Genomic DNA, 15,687 nt, shown 5'->3' with positions numbered 1-15,687 from the left:
TAAAATCATAAGCTTAAAGTAACGTCTTAAACACTACCCAAATCATGCAAAGCCAAGAAATTGTTCATATCGCTGGCGGTCCAGCTTATTCAAAGTTTAGAAAAGAAAAGCTTCTTGGAAGGCTTCAAAAAGTTAATGGCCAAATCAAAGATATTCATTCTGAATACATTCATATTGTTTGGTGCGAAAAAAAAATTACAGACTCAGAAAAAGTCATCTTAGAAAAAATTCTGCATTATGGTCCCAAGGCTCATCCATTAAAGTATAAAAATAATTCCATTATCACGATTCCACGTCCAGGTACGATATCACCATGGGCTTCGAGGGCAACTGACATTGCAAACCATTGCGGTCTTCATGATATCAAACGTATCGAAAGAGCCATCGCCGTTTATGTAGTGTTAAAAGATGAATCTTTATTATCGCAAGATGAAAAGAAAGGGCTTTCTTTATTACTGCATGATCGTATGACAGAAATTTCTATTTTTGATCTTGATGAAGCTCAATCTCTTTTTTCTCATCTTCCGCCCAAGACCATTCAGTTCGCAGAGATACTTGAAGGCGGCAAACAAGTCTTAAATGATTTTAATAAAAATCTCGGGCTTGCGTTATCTGAAGATGAAATCGATTATTTATTTAATTACTTTATCTCCATCAAAAGAAATCCTACAGATGCTGAACTCATGATGTTTGCTCAAGCAAATTCTGAGCACTGCCGTCATAAAATATTTAATGCTGATTGGGTTATAGATGGTAAGGCAGAATCTAAATCACTTTTTGGCATGATTAAAAATACACATCAGTTACATCCAGGTAATACGATTGTGGCTTACTCGGATAACTCTTCTATCGTAGAAGGTGCTGAGATTAATCGATTTTATCCAAATCAAAATGGTGTTTATGAAGATCATAAAGAATTAACTCACTTTATTATGAAAGTGGAAACACATAATCATCCAACAGCCATTTCTCCTTTCTCGGGAGCTGCGACTGGTGCAGGGGGTGAGATTCGAGATGAGGGCGCAACAGGAAGAGGTTCAAAACCTAAAGCAGGTCTTACAGGATTTTCAGTTTCTAATTTACATATTCCTGAATTTATTCAGCCCTGGGAAAAAGATATCTATGGTGCGCCTTCCCGCATATCATCAGCACTTCAAATTATGATTGATGGTCCGATTGGTGGCGCTTCTTATAATAATGAATTCGGCAGGCCTAATATTGCAGGTTACTTTAGAACATTAGAAATTAAGCATGATAATGAAATAAAAGGTTTTCATAAGCCCATTATGTTAGCAGGCGGCATTGGAAGTATTAACGATATCCATACGAAAAAACACGCAATTCCTCCAGGCGCTCTTCTCATTCAATTAGGTGGTCCGGCAATGCTTATTGGATTAGGTGGTGGTGCAGCCTCAAGTATGGGGACTGGATTTAATGCAGAAAATCTAGACTTTGATTCTGTGCAACGAGGCAATCCCGAATTACAAAGAAGAGCGCAAGAAGTGATTGATCGATGCTGGCAATTAGGCAAAGACAATCCCATCTTAAGCATTCATGATGTAGGTGCTGGTGGTTTATCAAATGCATTCCCTGAATTAGTCAATGATGGCGGCGTGGGGGCAACATTTCAATTACGTTCAATTAATAATGAAGAGCCCAGTATGTCACCACGTGAGCTCTGGTGTAATGAAGCCCAAGAGCGCTATGTACTGGCTATTATAGAAAAAGATCTTGATTTGTTTAAGTCGCTTTGTGAGAGAGAAAGATGCCCCTTCGCGATTGTAGGTGTTGCAAAAAAAGATAAACAACTCATCGTCGAAGATAGTCTTCTAAAAAAAGATGCGGTCCATATGGATTTATCTACTCTCTTAGGCAAGCCACCTAAGATGACGCGCAATGTGAAACGAAAAGAAAAGGCTCTTAAAAGGTTTACCACAGAAAATATTGACATCAAAGATGCGGCTTATCGTGTTCTGAGATACCCAGCTGTAGCAAATAAAATGTTCCTAATTCATATTGGCGATCGTTCAGTGACAGGATTGATTGCAAGAGATCAGCTTGTAGGTCCTTGGCAAGTGCCAGTTGCTGATGTTGCCGTCACGTTATCATCATTTGATAGTTTACTCGGTGAGGCTTTTGCTATTGGCGAAAAAACACCTATTGCGATGATCGATGCAAAAGCTTCTGTTCGTATGGCCTTAGGCGAAGCTATTACCAATTTATCTGCAGCCTCGATTCGTCATTTGGAAGATATTAAATTATCAGCCAATTGGATGGCGTCAGCAGGTCATGATGGGGAAGACGCTGCCTTATTTGATGCCGTTGAAGAAATCGGCATGCGCCTATGTCCTGACTTAGGTATCAGTATTCCAGTCGGTAAAGATTCCATGTCTATGAAAACAGCCTGGTTAGATGGCACAAAAGAAAAAATGGTGGTCTCTCCTGTGTCTCTTATTGTAAGTGCTTTTGCACCCGTCTTTGATGCTAGAAAAACATTAACGCCAACACTTAATAGAAGCCTTAAGGATAGCGGTCTTATCTACATCGATTTAGGTTTAGGCAAAAATAGATTAGGGGCTTCCACATTTAATTTAGTGTTCAATGAAGTAGGTGATATCCCTCCTACGCTTGATGATGCGAAAACACTTAAAGCATTCTTTGATGTGATTCAAACACTTAAAAATGAAAACGTGATTGAGGCTTATCATGATCGATCTGATGGCGGTCTTTTTGCAACGTTAACTGAAATGGCTTTTGCAGGGCGCTGTGGTCTAGATATTGATTTAACTAATTGCGGCAATGATATTAAAGCCATTTTATTTAACGAAGAATTGGGTGCTGTCATACAAGTTCAAAAAGAGCATATTTCCAATACACTCAAAAAAATTAATGAGACCCTAAAACACAATGCTTTCCTCATTGGATCTATCAGTCAAAATCAAACAATTCATATTCAACATCAGAATGAAACTGTATTTAAAGAGACGAGATCAAACTTGCAAAGTGCTTGGAGTGAAACATCCTTCAAGATGCAAACTATGAGGGATAATCCAGAGTCTGCCCTGGAAGAGTTTTCACAAATTTCAGATGACCTTGATCCAGGTATTATCCCAAAATTTGATTTTGAAATTCCACAGTCTTTTGCAATTAAAAAGATGAAGCCTAAAATTGCCATCCTAAGAGAGCAAGGCGTAAATGGTCATGTTGAAATGGCAGCTGCATTCTCTGCCGCAGGATTTGAAGCGCATGATGTTCATATGTCAGACATTATTCAAGGCCAAAAATCATTAACTGATTTTTCAGCGCTAGTTGCATGCGGTGGCTTTTCATATGGCGATGTATTAGGCGCAGGTGAAGGCTGGGCTAAATCCATTCTATTTAATTCAAAAACACGTGACGCTTTTGCGGCATTTTTCTCGAGGCCTGATACGATCGCACTTGGTATATGCAATGGCTGTCAAATGATGAGCAACCTTAAAGAAATTATTCCAGGCTCTGCATTGTGGCCACACTTTGTAAAAAACAGATCTGAACAATTTGAAGCAAGATTTGTATCAGTTGAAATTCTTAAGTCTAATTCTTTATTTTTTAGTGGAATGGATGGCGCCATCCTTCCTATTGCAGTAGCCCATGGTGAAGGTTATACAGAATATCAAAGCCAGACTCAAATGAATGATGTTTTAAATCATCAACTTGCAACACTTCGCTATGTTGATAACTACCATAAGGGAACTTCTGTCTACCCTATGAATCCAAATGGCTCTCCTGAGGGAATTACTGGATTTACTTCTGAAAATGGACGTTTTTCAATTATGATGCCTCATCCAGAGAGAGTTTATAGGGCGGTACAAAATTCTTGGCATCCTGAAGCATGGGATGAATTAGCGCCATGGTATAAAATGTTTGCAAATGCTTATCAATTTTTTAACTAAATGAAAGAGTCACTTAATATGAATAAATTTTTAAAAACAACACTGACATTAATTTTACTCACCTTCTCAATGCAACTTTTTGCATTAACAGATGCAGAAGAAATCGAATTTTCAGGTGCTGTAAATGAAGGCAAACTGCCTATCGTTAAAAAATATGTTGAAGTAAAAAAAGTAGATGTCAATGCAACTTATTTTGCATGGAGTCCCCTTCTTATGGCCGCTGCTAAAGGTCAATTTCAAGTGCTTAAATATTTAGCAGAACATGGCGCTGATATTAATTACACGCATCCTCTTACAAAAATGAATGCATTTCACCATGCTGCTTTTGATGGCAGAACTGAAATTGTTAAATACCTTGCATCCAAGGGCGCTGATATTAATAAAAAAATGAAGGGTGGCGTGTCTATTATCCGCGTAGTAAAACAAGAAAAAGGCGATAAAAAAATGGTCGAGTTACTTCTTTCTCTAGGTGTAAGTGAAGAAGGCTGCGAAGATAAATGTATTTAATCATTAAGGCTTCTTAATTAAACTATGGAAAATTTGCGTGTATTTTTAATTTTATTATTAACACTTATTTCTACCCCCTCAAAAGCGCATGAATCACTAAATCTAATCTCAGGATTTACAAGCCCTGAGTCAGTGGTTCAAGATGCTAAGGGAGATATTTACGTATCTGAAATCGGTGAATTCAATAAAGATGGTGACGGAAAAATTACACGTATTTCAATTGACGGAAAACTTTCAACATTTGCAAGCGGCATGGACGACCCTAAAGGCTTAACGTTTATCGGAACGTCTTTGTATGTGACAGACAAAAATAGGGTTTTAAAAGTTGAGTCCAATGGTAAATGGATGGTGTTTGGAAGTACTATGGCATTTCCACAAACACCTATCTTTTTAAATGATATTACTTCAGACGAAGCTGGCAATTTATATGTGAGTGATAGCGGAAACCTCTCAGCAGGTGGTGCCATTTTTAAAATTACTCAGGATAAAAAAATTACTTTAATCCTGAATGAAAATACCCCTGAAATTTTAGCCCCTAATGGGCTTTTAGTTGTTAAAAACGATCTATTCGAAGTAGATTTTGCAAGTGGCATTTTATATAAAATCAACTTGAATACAAAATCTATCTTGAAAATTGCTGAAGGGTTTGGTGGCGGAGATGGTTTAATTAAATCCGGGGATAGTTTCTTTGTTAGTGATTGGAAAAATGGAAAGATTTTTAAATTACAACGTAACAAAGTCACCTTATTTAAAGAAGGCTTTACGGCTGCTGCTGATATAGCGCTATCCTATGATAAAAGATCAATTATCACTCCAGACATGAAAACTGGTTCCGTAACCCTCGTTCCAATTCACTAATCATTCAGCTATGGAGTTGAGAGCTAATTGCCTAAAGGCTCTTGCTATAAATGATTTAAATGAAAAATTAAATCAAGTAAATGTTATATACGAATCTTTTAAGTCCGATCAGCTGACGATTGATTCAAAAGCTGACATTCAAAATGTCTATCATTTACCGGGCGCACCATCAAAACCTCAAATTGTTCCACCAAAACTTGTTGAAAAAAGATCAACTTCTACAGAGCAAGGGAAATTAATATTCATTCATGCATTAGCTCATATTGAATTTAGTGCGATTAATTTAGCGCTTGATATCATTTGGCGCTTTAAAAATCTTCCAAATCAATTCTATAGTGACTGGCTTCAAATTGCTTATGAAGAACATGTACACTTCAGTCTCCTTAATAACTATCTAAAAAAATTTGGCTTAAGTTACGGTAGCTTCAATGCGCACAACAGTCTATGGGAAATGGCTGATAGAACAAGCCATGATTTAATTCATCGATTAGCGCTCATTCCAAAAACAATGGAAGCAAGAGGTCTGGATGTGACGCCCCCAATTATAGAAAAATTTAAGCAGCAAAAAGACGACGACATTGCAGCTATTCTGCAAATCATTTATGAAGAAGAAATTCATCATGTATCTATCGGAAATATTTGGTATCGTTGGGCATGTGAATCTCAAAAACTAGACCCACATGAGACATATAAAAAATTGCTGGGAGCTTATGATATTAAATTAAATTACCAAAAATTAAATAAAGAAGCGCGTTATAGAGCTGGCTTCTTAAAAGAAGAGCTTATTTAAACCTTAAAAAGATTTAATACACCTTTAAAATCTGAGTGGTTTAATTTAAATCGCGCTTTTTCTTGCACAATAGGCTTGGCGTGATACGCAATACTATATTGAGCCTCAGCTAACATCTTTAAATCATTTGCCCCATCTCCAATGACGATTGTATTTGATTTATCAATACTAAGTTTTGCTTGAAAATCTCTTACAGTTTTAGCCTTTAATTCATCATCGACAATTCGGCCTAGCACTTTACCAGTCAGCCTCTTGTCTTTAATTTCAAGTTGATTAGATATAGCAATATCAATCCCTAACTTATTCTTCACATAATCTGCAAAATAATCAAAGCCGCCTGATACAAGAACTGTGGTCACATTATTTCTGCGACAAGCTTCAATCCATGCCTGGGTGCCTTCATTCAACTTTAATCTTTCTTCTATGACTTTGAAGAGCATCTCCTCTCCAAGTCCTTGCAGCAAAGAAACGCGCTTGATTAGGCTTTGTGAAAAATCAATTTCACCCATCATGGCACTTTTAGTAATTAAGGCTACATCTTGTTTTTTACCGCACAAATCTGCAATCTCATCAATACATTCAATCGAGATAAGTGTTGAATCCATATCCATCACACATAGGCTAAATTCACTTAAAGCTCTGTAATTGTCTAAAACTGCAAAATCTACATGCTTTAGATGAAGCTTATTTTTTAAATCATCTGGTAAGTCGGCTTCAATCTCATATATAGCAGCAGTATCATTGATAAGCGTGTAAGGAGAAGTTGTCACTTGGCCTAAAATTCCAGAGATTTCTGCTAAATGAGTTTGGAGACTATATGAAGACTGGACTAATAATTTCATGGTATGTATAAATGATATAAGCCTACAAAAGAATAATTCTAACATTGCTATTAAAATATAATTCTTAACTGGCATGTTTATCTAAATTCGTAGAAAATAATGTTTATTTAGCCCCTTTTTAACATGAATCTCCACGAATATCAGGCCAAACAATTAATTGCAAAATACGGCATTTCCGTGCCAAAAGGCATTGCAATTAAGTCCCCAGATGAATTGCATCAATCGATAACTCAGCTTGACTCTTCTGCTTATGTTATCAAAGCCCAGATTCATGCGGGTGGCAGAGGTAAAGCAGGTGGCGTTAAGATTGTAACTTCTAAAAAAGAAGCAGCTGAGGTTGTAAATTCTCTTCTTCACAAAAAACTCGTTACTTATCAAAACAAACCAGATGGCCAGCCTGTTGATACCCTTCTTATAGAAGAGTCATGTGACATAGAAAAAGAGTTATATTTTTCTATATTGGTTGATAGGCAGTCAGAAAAAATTGTCGTTATTGCATCTTCTGCAGGCGGCATGGAAATTGAAGAAATATCTAAAAATAACCCTGAAAAAATTATTAAAGAAACATGCAATCCAATTAATGGCCTTATGGACTATCAGTCTAGAAATATTGCCTTTGCATTAGGCTTACCTAATGAAATGATTAATGATTTCGTTAAGTTTGCTAGAAGTGCTTTTAAAAGTTTTATTGAAAATAATCTAGCTTTATTAGAAATTAATCCGCTTGTTATCGATTCACATAAAAAAATTATTGCCCTCGATTGCAAAATAAATGTCGATGACAATGCTCTTTACAAACAAAAAACATTAGCTGAGCTCCGTGATTGGTCACAAAACGATTCTAAAGAAGCTGAAGCTTTTGCTGCTGGGCTTAATTACATTGCACTTAATGGCAATATTGGTTGCATGGTCAATGGTGCAGGTCTTGCAATGGCTACGATGGATCTCATCAAACTCTGCGGAGGCGAACCTGCAAACTTTTTAGATGTGGGTGGTGGAGCAACTGCAGAAACAGTTGCTAAAGCTTTTAAAATTATTCTTGACGATAAAAATGTACAAGTTGTCTTGGTGAATATTTTTGGCGGCATTATGCGATGCGACATTATCGCTGAAGGTATTATCGCTGCAATCAAAGAGGTTGGTATCAAAATTCCTATTGTCGTAAGATTAGAAGGCACTAACGTTGATTTAGGCAAAAAACTTTTACAAACAAGTGGCTTAAATATTAAGGCTGCAAATACACTTACTGAAGCGGCAACGATCGCAACTAGTCTCATCAAAAAATAAAATGTCTATTCTTATTAATAAATCTACCAGGCTTATTTGCCAAGGCTTCACTGGTAAGCAAGGTACCTTTCACTCAGAACAAGCGTTAGCTTATGGCACAAAATTAATGGGCGGGGTTACCCCTGGTAAAGGTGGATCGTTGCATCTTAATTTACCTGTATTTAATACAGTAAGAGATGCTATTAAAACAACTGGAGCCAATGCATCGGTCATTTACGTTCCCCCTGCCTTTGCTGCAGATTCAATTATCGAAGCTTCTGAAGAAGGTATTGAAATTATCGTATGTATTACTGAAGGTATTCCAATTCAAGATATGATTAATGTGAAGGCTGCTATTCGAGCTAACCAATCCAAACTGATTGGACCTAATTGTCCCGGTGTTATTACACCTGGCGAATGTAAGATTGGCATTATGCCAGGAAGCATTCACTTACCCGGATCGATTGGAATTATTTCAAAATCCGGCACTTTAACCTATGAAGCTGTTCAACAAACAACAATGCTTGGGCTAGGCCAAAGCACATGTGTTGGTATTGGTGGCGATCCCATCAAAGGACTGAATTTTATTGAATGTCTGCAAATGTTTGAAGAAGATAAAAATACAAAGGGCGTTATATTAGTTGGTGAAATTGGTGGCTCAGACGAAGAAGTGGCTGCTGAATATATTAAACAACATATAAAAAAACCTATAGCAGGCTATATTGCTGGCATTACAGCCCCTGAAGGGAAAAGAATGGGTCATGCAGGTGCTATCATTTCTCAAGGCTCTGGCCTTGCAATAGATAAAATTAAGGCGCTAGAAAAAGCCGGTGTGAGTATGTCTAAATCCCCCGCAGACATGGGACTTACTATGCAAGCATTGTTAAAAAAATAAAAATTGTATAAAAAAACTCTTCTTACCTTTTTTCTAATCACTTCATTTTTTGCCTTAATAGCAAATGCAGAAGAATCAGTAAATTATCTTTTAACAGCAGCAGCAAAAGGCGATCTTGAAACAGTAAGCGCTATTTTGGAAAGTGGTGGAAATCCAAATACTAAAGATGAAGATGGCGTCACAGCGCTTATGTATGCAGCAAGAAAAGATATGGATAAGGTTGTAGCGCTCTTAATTAAAAAAGGTGCCTCAGTGAATGCGATTGAAAGTAACGGCTGGACGGCGCTAATGTTTGCTGCAAAGAAAAATTACACTCGATCAGCGCAATTACTTTTAGATAATGGGGCAGATCCAAAAATAAGAGACAATGACGGCTGGAGTGCTTATGGACTAGCTGCGATATCAGGATTTCATAACATCGTAGATCTATTAATAAAACATGGTATTGATCCTAACAACACTAACGATGCTGGGCAAACTGTTTTAATGTATGCCGCAAAAAACGGTGATATTAAAACCATTCAAATACTTCTTGACCAGGGCGCTGATCCAAATATCGTAGATAAATATAAATGCAGTCCTCTTATGTATGCTGCAAGAGAAGGTAATGCAGATGCAGTAAGTCTTTTCATAAAGCGTGGCATAAAAATTGATTATGAAGATCAGTTCAATTGGACAGCTCTAACTTGGGCTACGAAAAAAAATCATTTAGCAGTTTCAAAACTTCTTATAGCAAATGGTGCCAATATTGACCACAAAGATTCTGATGGCACACCAATAATTCATTATGCTGTAGCAAATAAATCCAAGGAAATGATTCAGCTTTTTATTGAATCAAAAGTTAATTTAAAAGCAAAAGATCGTTATGGATTAACAGCTCTTGTATACGCACTCAAAGCAAAAAATACAGAGATTGTTGACATTATTAAAAATGCGGGTGGCAGCTACTAAAACTATGAAAATAGCACTAGCGCAAATAAATTCATTTGTTGGTGATATTGAAAACAATAGCATTGCTATTATCAAAAGAGCTAAAGAGGCTTCTAAAAAAGGGGCTGAATTGCTTATTACACCTGAACTCTCAATCTGTGGCTACCCACCTGAAGACCTTGTCTTAAGAGAAGATTTTCTTAAAGCATGTTCAAAAGCATTGAGTAAAATTGCGCAAGCCGTGCCTTCTATTAAAGTAATTGTTGGGCACCCATTAAAAAAAGGCAGCAAAATATACAATGCGGCATCATTACTTTTTAATGGAAAAATTCAAGGCACCTATTTTAAAAAAATTCTTCCTAATTATGGGGTATTTGACGAAAATAGATATTTTGAACCTGGTAAAAAAGAGTTTATTTTTGTTCATAAAGGTTTAAAGATCGGTCTTCTTATTTGCGAAGATGCTTGGAAAGCTCCCCCAAGCCAATTACTTAAGAAAAAATCGGTGGATGCCATTATTGTAATTAATGCATCCCCTTATGAAATGGAAAAATATGAAACTCGAGTAAAAATTATTTCCAAGTTAGCTAAAGAAACAAAATCTACTGTGATCTACGTCAATGCAATTGGAGGTCAAGATGAGCTCATATTTGATGGCGGCTCTTTTGTTGTTAGCAAACATGCAAAGCTTATCCACCAGTTATCATTTTTTAAAGAAGAAACAGCGATTATTGATGTTTCATCAAAAATAAATATTAAGAATAATTTTGATGAGTCTCCTTATAACAAAGAATCACATTTATATGAGGCACTTAAATTAGCGCTTAGAGATTATGTAGTTAAGAATAATTTTACAAGCCTGTTTATAGGTTTATCTGGTGGTATAGATTCTGCTCTGGTTTTGGCTTTGGCAAATGACGTATTTGACAAAAAAAATATTACTGCCGTCATGATGCCTTCAGAATTCACTTCTAAAATAAGTATTATTGAATCTCGCAAAATGATTAAAAATACAGGTGTCAATTACAAAGAAATAAATATTCAACCTATTTTTAAACTTTTTAAAAAAACATTATCTAGTGATTTTAAAAATAAGCCTTTTGACACGACTGAAGAGAATTTACAAGCTCGTATCAGGGGTGTTTTATTAATGGCTTTATCTAATAAATTTAATGGCCTTGTAATATCAACAAGTAATAAAAGTGAAACTGCTGTAGGGTATACAACTCTTTATGGAGATATGGTTGGAGGCTTTGCACTTCTTAAAGACGTGCCAAAAACATGGGTTTATAAATTAGCACATTATAGAAATTCAATATCAACCATCATTCCTAATGAAATAATCAAAAGACCACCTACAGCTGAATTAAGTCCTAATCAGCTTGATCAGAATAGCCTCCCTAAATATGAAATTCTTGATAAGATAATTGAGCTTTATATTGAAAAAGATTTAGATATAGCGTCGATTGTCAAAAAAGGTTTTACTAGTAAAAATGTGAATCGCGTTGTAAAGTTAATTAACAATAATGAATTTAAAAGAGCCCAAAGCCCCATAGGACCTAAAATTACTCATAGGGCTTTTGGCAAAGACAGAAGATACCCCGTAACCTTTAAACATTAATGCATTTGAAGAAGGAAATTAGATGAAAAAAATTGAGGCAGTAATTAAGCCATTTAAATTAGACGAAGTAAGAGAGGCTCTTTCTGAAATTGGCATCAATGGAATTACAGCGACGGAAGTTAAGGGCTTCGGAAGACAAAAAGGTCACACTGAACTGTACAGAGGCGCAGAGTATGTAATTGATTTTTTACCCAAAATTAAATTAGATATTATTGTCTCAGACAAAATGGTTAAAAAAGTCATTGAAGCAATATCAGCTGCTGCTCACACCGGAAAAATTGGGGATGGAAAAATTTTTGTAAGCAATATTGAAGAGGTGGTGAGGATTAGAACTGGCGAAACGGGTGAATCTGCTATTTAATTAGAAAGTAGCTTTCTTACCCTTTCAAGGTCTTCGGGGGTATCAACTCCAGGAAATGGCGTGTCAATTGACTGAACTACACCAATTTTGTAACCTGCATATAGAATTCTAAGCTGCTCCAACTTTTCAATATCTTCCAATGGTGCTTGCTCAATATCTTTAAAGCCTTTTAGAAACTTAGCGCGATAAGCATAAATACCAATATGTTTATAAAACCCCTCTCTTCTAATTATCTTTTGATTAAATTCATCTCTAGGAAAAGGAATTGGCGCTCTACTAAAATACAAGGCTTGTGAATTTTTATCCAATACGACTTTCACATTATTTGGATTAACAAAATCATTATAATCATTGATGGAATGGCACGCTGTAGAAACAAAGACATCTCTTCGGTCATCCAAATATTCTGCAACTTGATTAATTAATGATGGATTAATAAGAGGCTCATCTCCCTGAACATTGACGACAATCTCGCTGTCTGTCCAACCCATCAAATCAACAACCTCTGCAACTCGATCTGTACCGGATCTATGATTAAGATTTGTCATGATTGCTTTATATCCAAACTTTACAACAACATCAAAAATCCTTTGGTCATCGGTTGCAACCACAACCTCATCTGCCTTGCTTTTTAATGATTGCTTTACAACGTGAATCACCATAGGAACACCATCAATCTCCAAAAGAGGTTTTCCTTCTAATCGGCTACTCTGATACCTCGCCGGAATAATAATTTTAAATGTCATGAATAATTTTCATCGCTTTTTATCACTCTCGCTTCGCTCTCCAGTAAAATTGGAATACCGTCTTTAATCGGGTAGGCAAGTTTAGCCGACTTCGAAATAAGCTCATTCTGTTCTTTTTTATAAATTAATGGCCCCTTAGTAACCGGACAAACTAAAATTTTTAATAGATTTTTATCCATGGATTATATTTTTCATTTTATTTAAAATAAAATCAGTAAACTTTGAGTCAATTTCAACAACAACTGGCAAATACCAAAAATTATCCCTAGCAAACTTTTCGCATTTAACAGCGTCCTTTTCAGTCATTATAATATTCTTATCATTCATAACTTTAAAATCTTTTTTTGTGAATCGATAATGATCTTGATAGGAAGAGCTACCAAATACCATGCCTGATACCTTAAGGTAATTAAAAAATCGATCTGGGTTTCCAATGCCAGCTATTGCATGAAGGTTATTTAAGCGCAGCTTATTTAGTGGAATTTTTTTCTTAGTTTTTAGATTAATTAGGGAGTCACTCTTATATTTCATCAGGTAACTGTCATCTATCACTTTTTTTCCATTACAAACGATAGCATCTACGGCCTTTAATTTTCGCTTTGACTCCCTTAATGGCCCCGCTGGTAAAAGATATCCATTTCCAAATCCTCTAGCCCCGTCTATGACTATAATTTCTATATCGCGTTTTAAACGATAATGTTGCAATCCATCATCAGACAAAATGACATCTATTTTTTTGTATTTTTTAAGAAGTGCTTGCGCTGCCAATACTCTATCTTTTGAGATAAAAACTGGTAGGCGAGTATGTTTCTGAATCAATATCGGCTCATCGCCGACATTCTCCACATTGCTTTTTTGATTGACTTCACTTATGCCATTTCCTTTGGCCCCATATCCTCTACTTATAATTCCAGGATGGTATCCATTTTTCTTTAATGTATTTGCAAGGTGAATAACTAGAGGTGTTTTCCCAGTTCCACCTGAGGTTATATTTCCAACAACAATGACAGGGATTCTCAACTTAAAAGACTTTAGAAAATTATATTTGTAAAGATACTTTCTAATAAGTGATATCAGAAAGAATATTACTGATAGAGGAAGCAGAAATAAAGGAAATAAACTTTTTGAGTAATGCAATCTAGAAAATGACTCAATTATTCTCAAAGCTTTATTCAAGGCCTTTTTTATATAGGCTTGAATAATGTTTGCAGCGCTTCATAAGTTCACGATGACTTCCAGAATCTATGATTTCAGATTTTTCAATAACCACGATTCGATCTGCATTAAGAACCGTAGACAATCTATGGGCAATTACAATAGTTGTTTTGTTTTTCATTAAGTTATCTAACGCTGCTTGAACATATTTTTCTGAGTGGGAATCTAATGCTGAAGTTGCTTCATCCAAAAGTAATATTGGAGCATTTTTTAAAATTGCTCTAGCAATAGCAATTCTTTGTCTCTGACCACCAGACAGCCTAACGCCTCTATCACCAATTTCATTGTCCAGCTTATTTGGAAGTGAATCAATAAATTCCCACGCATTAGCAGCTATAGCAGCTTTTTTAACATCATCTCTGGATACTTTTTTATTAAGATTTCCATAGGCAATATTATTAAAAACAGTATCATTAAATAAAATTGTGTCTTGGCTAACCAAAGAAAATTGATTTCTAAGGCTTTGAAGCTTTAGTTCTCTAATATCAATACCATCTAATAATATTTTACCCTTATCAATATTATAAAATTTTGGTATTAAATTAACTAATGTAGTTTTGCCTCCTCCAGATTTACCGACAAGCGCTATTTTTTCACCCGCTTTTATATTTAAATTAATATTTTTAAGGACATTTTGCTTTGTGTTTTCATACTTAAAAGATACATCATTAAAATTAATATTACCTTTGGCTCTTTTAATATTTTTTACACCTGAATCTAGCTCAAGATCCTGATCAATCAAACCAAAAACACTTTGAGCGGCTGATAGGCCAACTTGATTCCTATCATTAACTGCTGTTAAATTTTTAATGGGGGCTATAAGCATTAATAAAGCACCAAAAAAAGCTGCAAACTCACCAGCAGTAAATTTTCCAAACGAATAAAAAACAATTGATGATAGAGCGATAGCTGCTAACAATTCGACAGTAAATGAATTAAGTGAGTACAGTCTTGAAAGCTTTGTATTCATTTGTCTTATCTTCGCTGCGATTTTTGAAAACCTTAAAATTTCATATTGACTTGATCCAAAAATCTTTACAATTCTTTGTCCTGAAATGGCTTCATCTGAAGCCATGGTCATTCTTCCCATGGTTTCTTGAACTGTTTTCCCAGCTAATCTTAATCTAGGGGACATAGCGCTTAGATATATAGCCATTAACGGTGCTAATAATGAAAAAACTAGTGTTAATTGCCAATCTAAATAAAGCATATAAGCAATAATGCCAATGATTGTTAATCCATCCTTAATAAGCGTTAAAGTAATCTTAGTAGCAACATTAGACAGCTGCTCCGCGTCGTATGTAATTTTTGAAACAATGAAACTTGAAGAATTTTTGTCAAAGTAGCTGATGGGGAAATGCATAACACGTTTAAAAGCATCACAACGAAGACTCTCAACTACCTTTGATGAAACCCAGTCCATGGAATAGCTCGAGACGAGCCCAGAAATGGCTCTTGTAAACATAACGCCCAATAACATCAGGGCTAGAGATAGACTTCTATGCTCACTATGATTAACAAACCCCTGATCAGTTATTTTTTTAATAATGACCAGGAATGCTGTATTAGTTAAAGAAAGAACAATTAGCGCAATGACACTAATAAATAAGACGTATTTATATTTCCATGAATACTTGAAAAGTCTTTTATAAAGACCTTTTATGTCAAGCGGTTTTGTATGGGGCACAGTTTCAATAATATTTGCCATTAGGCCAAGAAAAGCT

Annotated in this window: 14 protein-coding genes; 9 read left to right on the top strand and 5 right to left on the bottom strand. The window is 35.6% G+C overall.

Translation table 11 applies throughout. The annotated features are described in order from the left end of the window. Nucleotides 1-44: 44 nt before the first annotated feature. From purL to FIT79_RS01995, 4 genes are read left to right on the top strand one after another with little or no spacing between them, the layout of a single operon-like run. A complete protein-coding gene (purL, locus tag FIT79_RS02010) occupies nt 45-3,932 on the top strand; it encodes a phosphoribosylformylglycinamidine synthase (protein ID WP_139875458.1) in 3,888 nt (1,295 codons plus the stop codon). Nucleotides 3,933-3,950: 18 nt separating this feature from the next. Continuing rightward, entirely contained in the window at nt 3,951-4,439 is a 489-nt protein-coding gene (locus FIT79_RS02005) for an ankyrin repeat domain-containing protein (protein ID WP_139867222.1), read from the top strand. Nucleotides 4,440-4,463: 24 nt separating this feature from the next. After that, entirely contained in the window at nt 4,464-5,297 is an 834-nt protein-coding gene (locus FIT79_RS02000) for an SMP-30/gluconolactonase/LRE family protein (protein ID WP_139875457.1), read from the top strand. Nucleotides 5,298-5,307: 10 nt separating this feature from the next. Next, nucleotides 5,308-6,087, top strand: a complete 780-nt coding sequence (locus FIT79_RS01995) for a ferritin-like domain-containing protein (protein ID WP_139875456.1) — start codon at nt 5,308-5,310, stop codon at nt 6,085-6,087. Here FIT79_RS01995 and serB read toward each other — a convergent pair. Beyond that, complete coding sequence (serB, locus tag FIT79_RS01990) at nt 6,084-6,929, bottom strand: phosphoserine phosphatase SerB (RefSeq protein ID WP_189644865.1); 846 nt, start codon at nt 6,927-6,929, stop codon at nt 6,084-6,086. The genes FIT79_RS01995 and serB overlap by 4 nt on opposite strands. Before the next feature lie 123 nt (nt 6,930-7,052). Here serB and sucC point away from each other — a divergent pair, with 123 nt between their 5' ends. The 5 genes from sucC to FIT79_RS01965 are packed head-to-tail and all read left to right on the top strand — an operon-like array spanning nt 7,053 to nt 12,002. Further along, on the top strand, nt 7,053-8,216 hold the full coding sequence (sucC, locus tag FIT79_RS01985) for an ADP-forming succinate--CoA ligase subunit beta (protein ID WP_139875454.1): 1,164 nt from the start codon (nt 7,053-7,055) through the stop codon (nt 8,214-8,216). Between the two features lies 1 nt (nt 8,217). Beyond that, nucleotides 8,218-9,090, top strand: a complete 873-nt coding sequence (sucD, locus tag FIT79_RS01980) for a succinate--CoA ligase subunit alpha (protein WP_139867212.1) — start codon at nt 8,218-8,220, stop codon at nt 9,088-9,090. A gap of 3 nt (nt 9,091-9,093) precedes the next feature. Further along, the gene (locus tag FIT79_RS01975) at nt 9,094-10,041 is read left to right on the top strand and encodes an ankyrin repeat domain-containing protein (protein WP_139875453.1); all 948 of its coding nucleotides are present in this window, start codon (nt 9,094-9,096) and stop codon (nt 10,039-10,041) included. Between the two features lie 4 nt (nt 10,042-10,045). After that, a complete protein-coding gene (locus FIT79_RS01970) occupies nt 10,046-11,641 on the top strand; it encodes an NAD+ synthase (protein WP_139875452.1) in 1,596 nt (531 codons plus the stop codon). A 22-nt stretch (nt 11,642-11,663) separates the two neighbouring features. Next, on the top strand, nt 11,664-12,002 hold the full coding sequence (locus FIT79_RS01965; RefSeq protein WP_139867206.1) for a P-II family nitrogen regulator: 339 nt from the start codon (nt 11,664-11,666) through the stop codon (nt 12,000-12,002). On the opposite strand, the gene kdsB is transcribed toward FIT79_RS01965, so the two are convergent. Genes kdsB through msbA form a run of 4 tightly spaced genes read right to left on the bottom strand, consistent with a single transcriptional unit; the run spans nt 11,999 to nt 15,671 of the window. Next, nucleotides 11,999-12,748: a 3-deoxy-manno-octulosonate cytidylyltransferase gene (kdsB, locus tag FIT79_RS01960; protein ID WP_139875451.1), complete on the bottom strand. Its 750-nt coding sequence runs from the start codon at nt 12,746-12,748 to the stop codon at nt 11,999-12,001. The two genes, FIT79_RS01965 and kdsB, sit on opposite strands and share 4 nt — an antisense overlap. Next, the gene (locus FIT79_RS01955; RefSeq protein WP_139875450.1) at nt 12,745-12,927 is read right to left on the bottom strand and encodes a Trm112 family protein; all 183 of its coding nucleotides are present in this window, start codon (nt 12,925-12,927) and stop codon (nt 12,745-12,747) included. The genes kdsB and FIT79_RS01955 overlap by 4 nt, the downstream gene beginning before the upstream one ends. Continuing rightward, a complete protein-coding gene (gene lpxK, locus FIT79_RS01950) occupies nt 12,920-13,924 on the bottom strand; it encodes a tetraacyldisaccharide 4'-kinase (RefSeq protein ID WP_189644864.1) in 1,005 nt (334 codons plus the stop codon). The genes FIT79_RS01955 and lpxK overlap by 8 nt, the downstream gene beginning before the upstream one ends. After that, nucleotides 13,917-15,671: a lipid A export permease/ATP-binding protein MsbA gene (gene msbA / locus FIT79_RS01945; protein ID WP_139875448.1), complete on the bottom strand. Its 1,755-nt coding sequence runs from the start codon at nt 15,669-15,671 to the stop codon at nt 13,917-13,919. Before msbA ends, lpxK begins: the two co-directional genes overlap by 8 nt. Nucleotides 15,672-15,687: the final 16 nt, after the last annotated feature.

Source organism: Candidatus Methylopumilus universalis (genome assembly GCF_006365315.1).
In the GTDB taxonomy this organism is placed as follows: domain Bacteria; phylum Pseudomonadota; class Gammaproteobacteria; order Burkholderiales; family Methylophilaceae; genus Methylopumilus; species Methylopumilus universalis.
The sequence above is the reverse complement of the archived record's forward strand: the minus strand, read 5'-3'. Positions and strand labels throughout refer to the sequence as shown.

Coding starts and splice junctions, on each gene's coding strand:
- purL (WP_139875458.1), top strand. CDS start 45: ATGCAAAGCCAAGAAATTGTTCATATCGCTGGCGGTCCAGCTTATTCA.
- FIT79_RS02005 (WP_139867222.1), top strand. CDS start 3,951: ATGAATAAATTTTTAAAAACAACACTGACATTAATTTTACTCACCTTC.
- FIT79_RS02000 (WP_139875457.1), top strand. CDS start 4,464: ATGGAAAATTTGCGTGTATTTTTAATTTTATTATTAACACTTATTTCT.
- FIT79_RS01995 (WP_139875456.1), top strand. CDS start 5,308: ATGGAGTTGAGAGCTAATTGCCTAAAGGCTCTTGCTATAAATGATTTA.
- serB (WP_189644865.1), bottom strand. CDS start 6,929: ATGAAATTATTAGTCCAGTCTTCATATAGTCTCCAAACTCATTTAGCA.
- sucC (WP_139875454.1), top strand. CDS start 7,053: ATGAATCTCCACGAATATCAGGCCAAACAATTAATTGCAAAATACGGC.
- sucD (WP_139867212.1), top strand. CDS start 8,218: ATGTCTATTCTTATTAATAAATCTACCAGGCTTATTTGCCAAGGCTTC.
- FIT79_RS01970 (WP_139875452.1), top strand. CDS start 10,046: ATGAAAATAGCACTAGCGCAAATAAATTCATTTGTTGGTGATATTGAA.
- FIT79_RS01965 (WP_139867206.1), top strand. CDS start 11,664: ATGAAAAAAATTGAGGCAGTAATTAAGCCATTTAAATTAGACGAAGTA.
- kdsB (WP_139875451.1), bottom strand. CDS start 12,748: ATGACATTTAAAATTATTATTCCGGCGAGGTATCAGAGTAGCCGATTA.
- FIT79_RS01955 (WP_139875450.1), bottom strand. CDS start 12,927: ATGGATAAAAATCTATTAAAAATTTTAGTTTGTCCGGTTACTAAGGGG.
- msbA (WP_139875448.1), bottom strand. CDS start 15,671: ATGGCAAATATTATTGAAACTGTGCCCCATACAAAACCGCTTGACATA.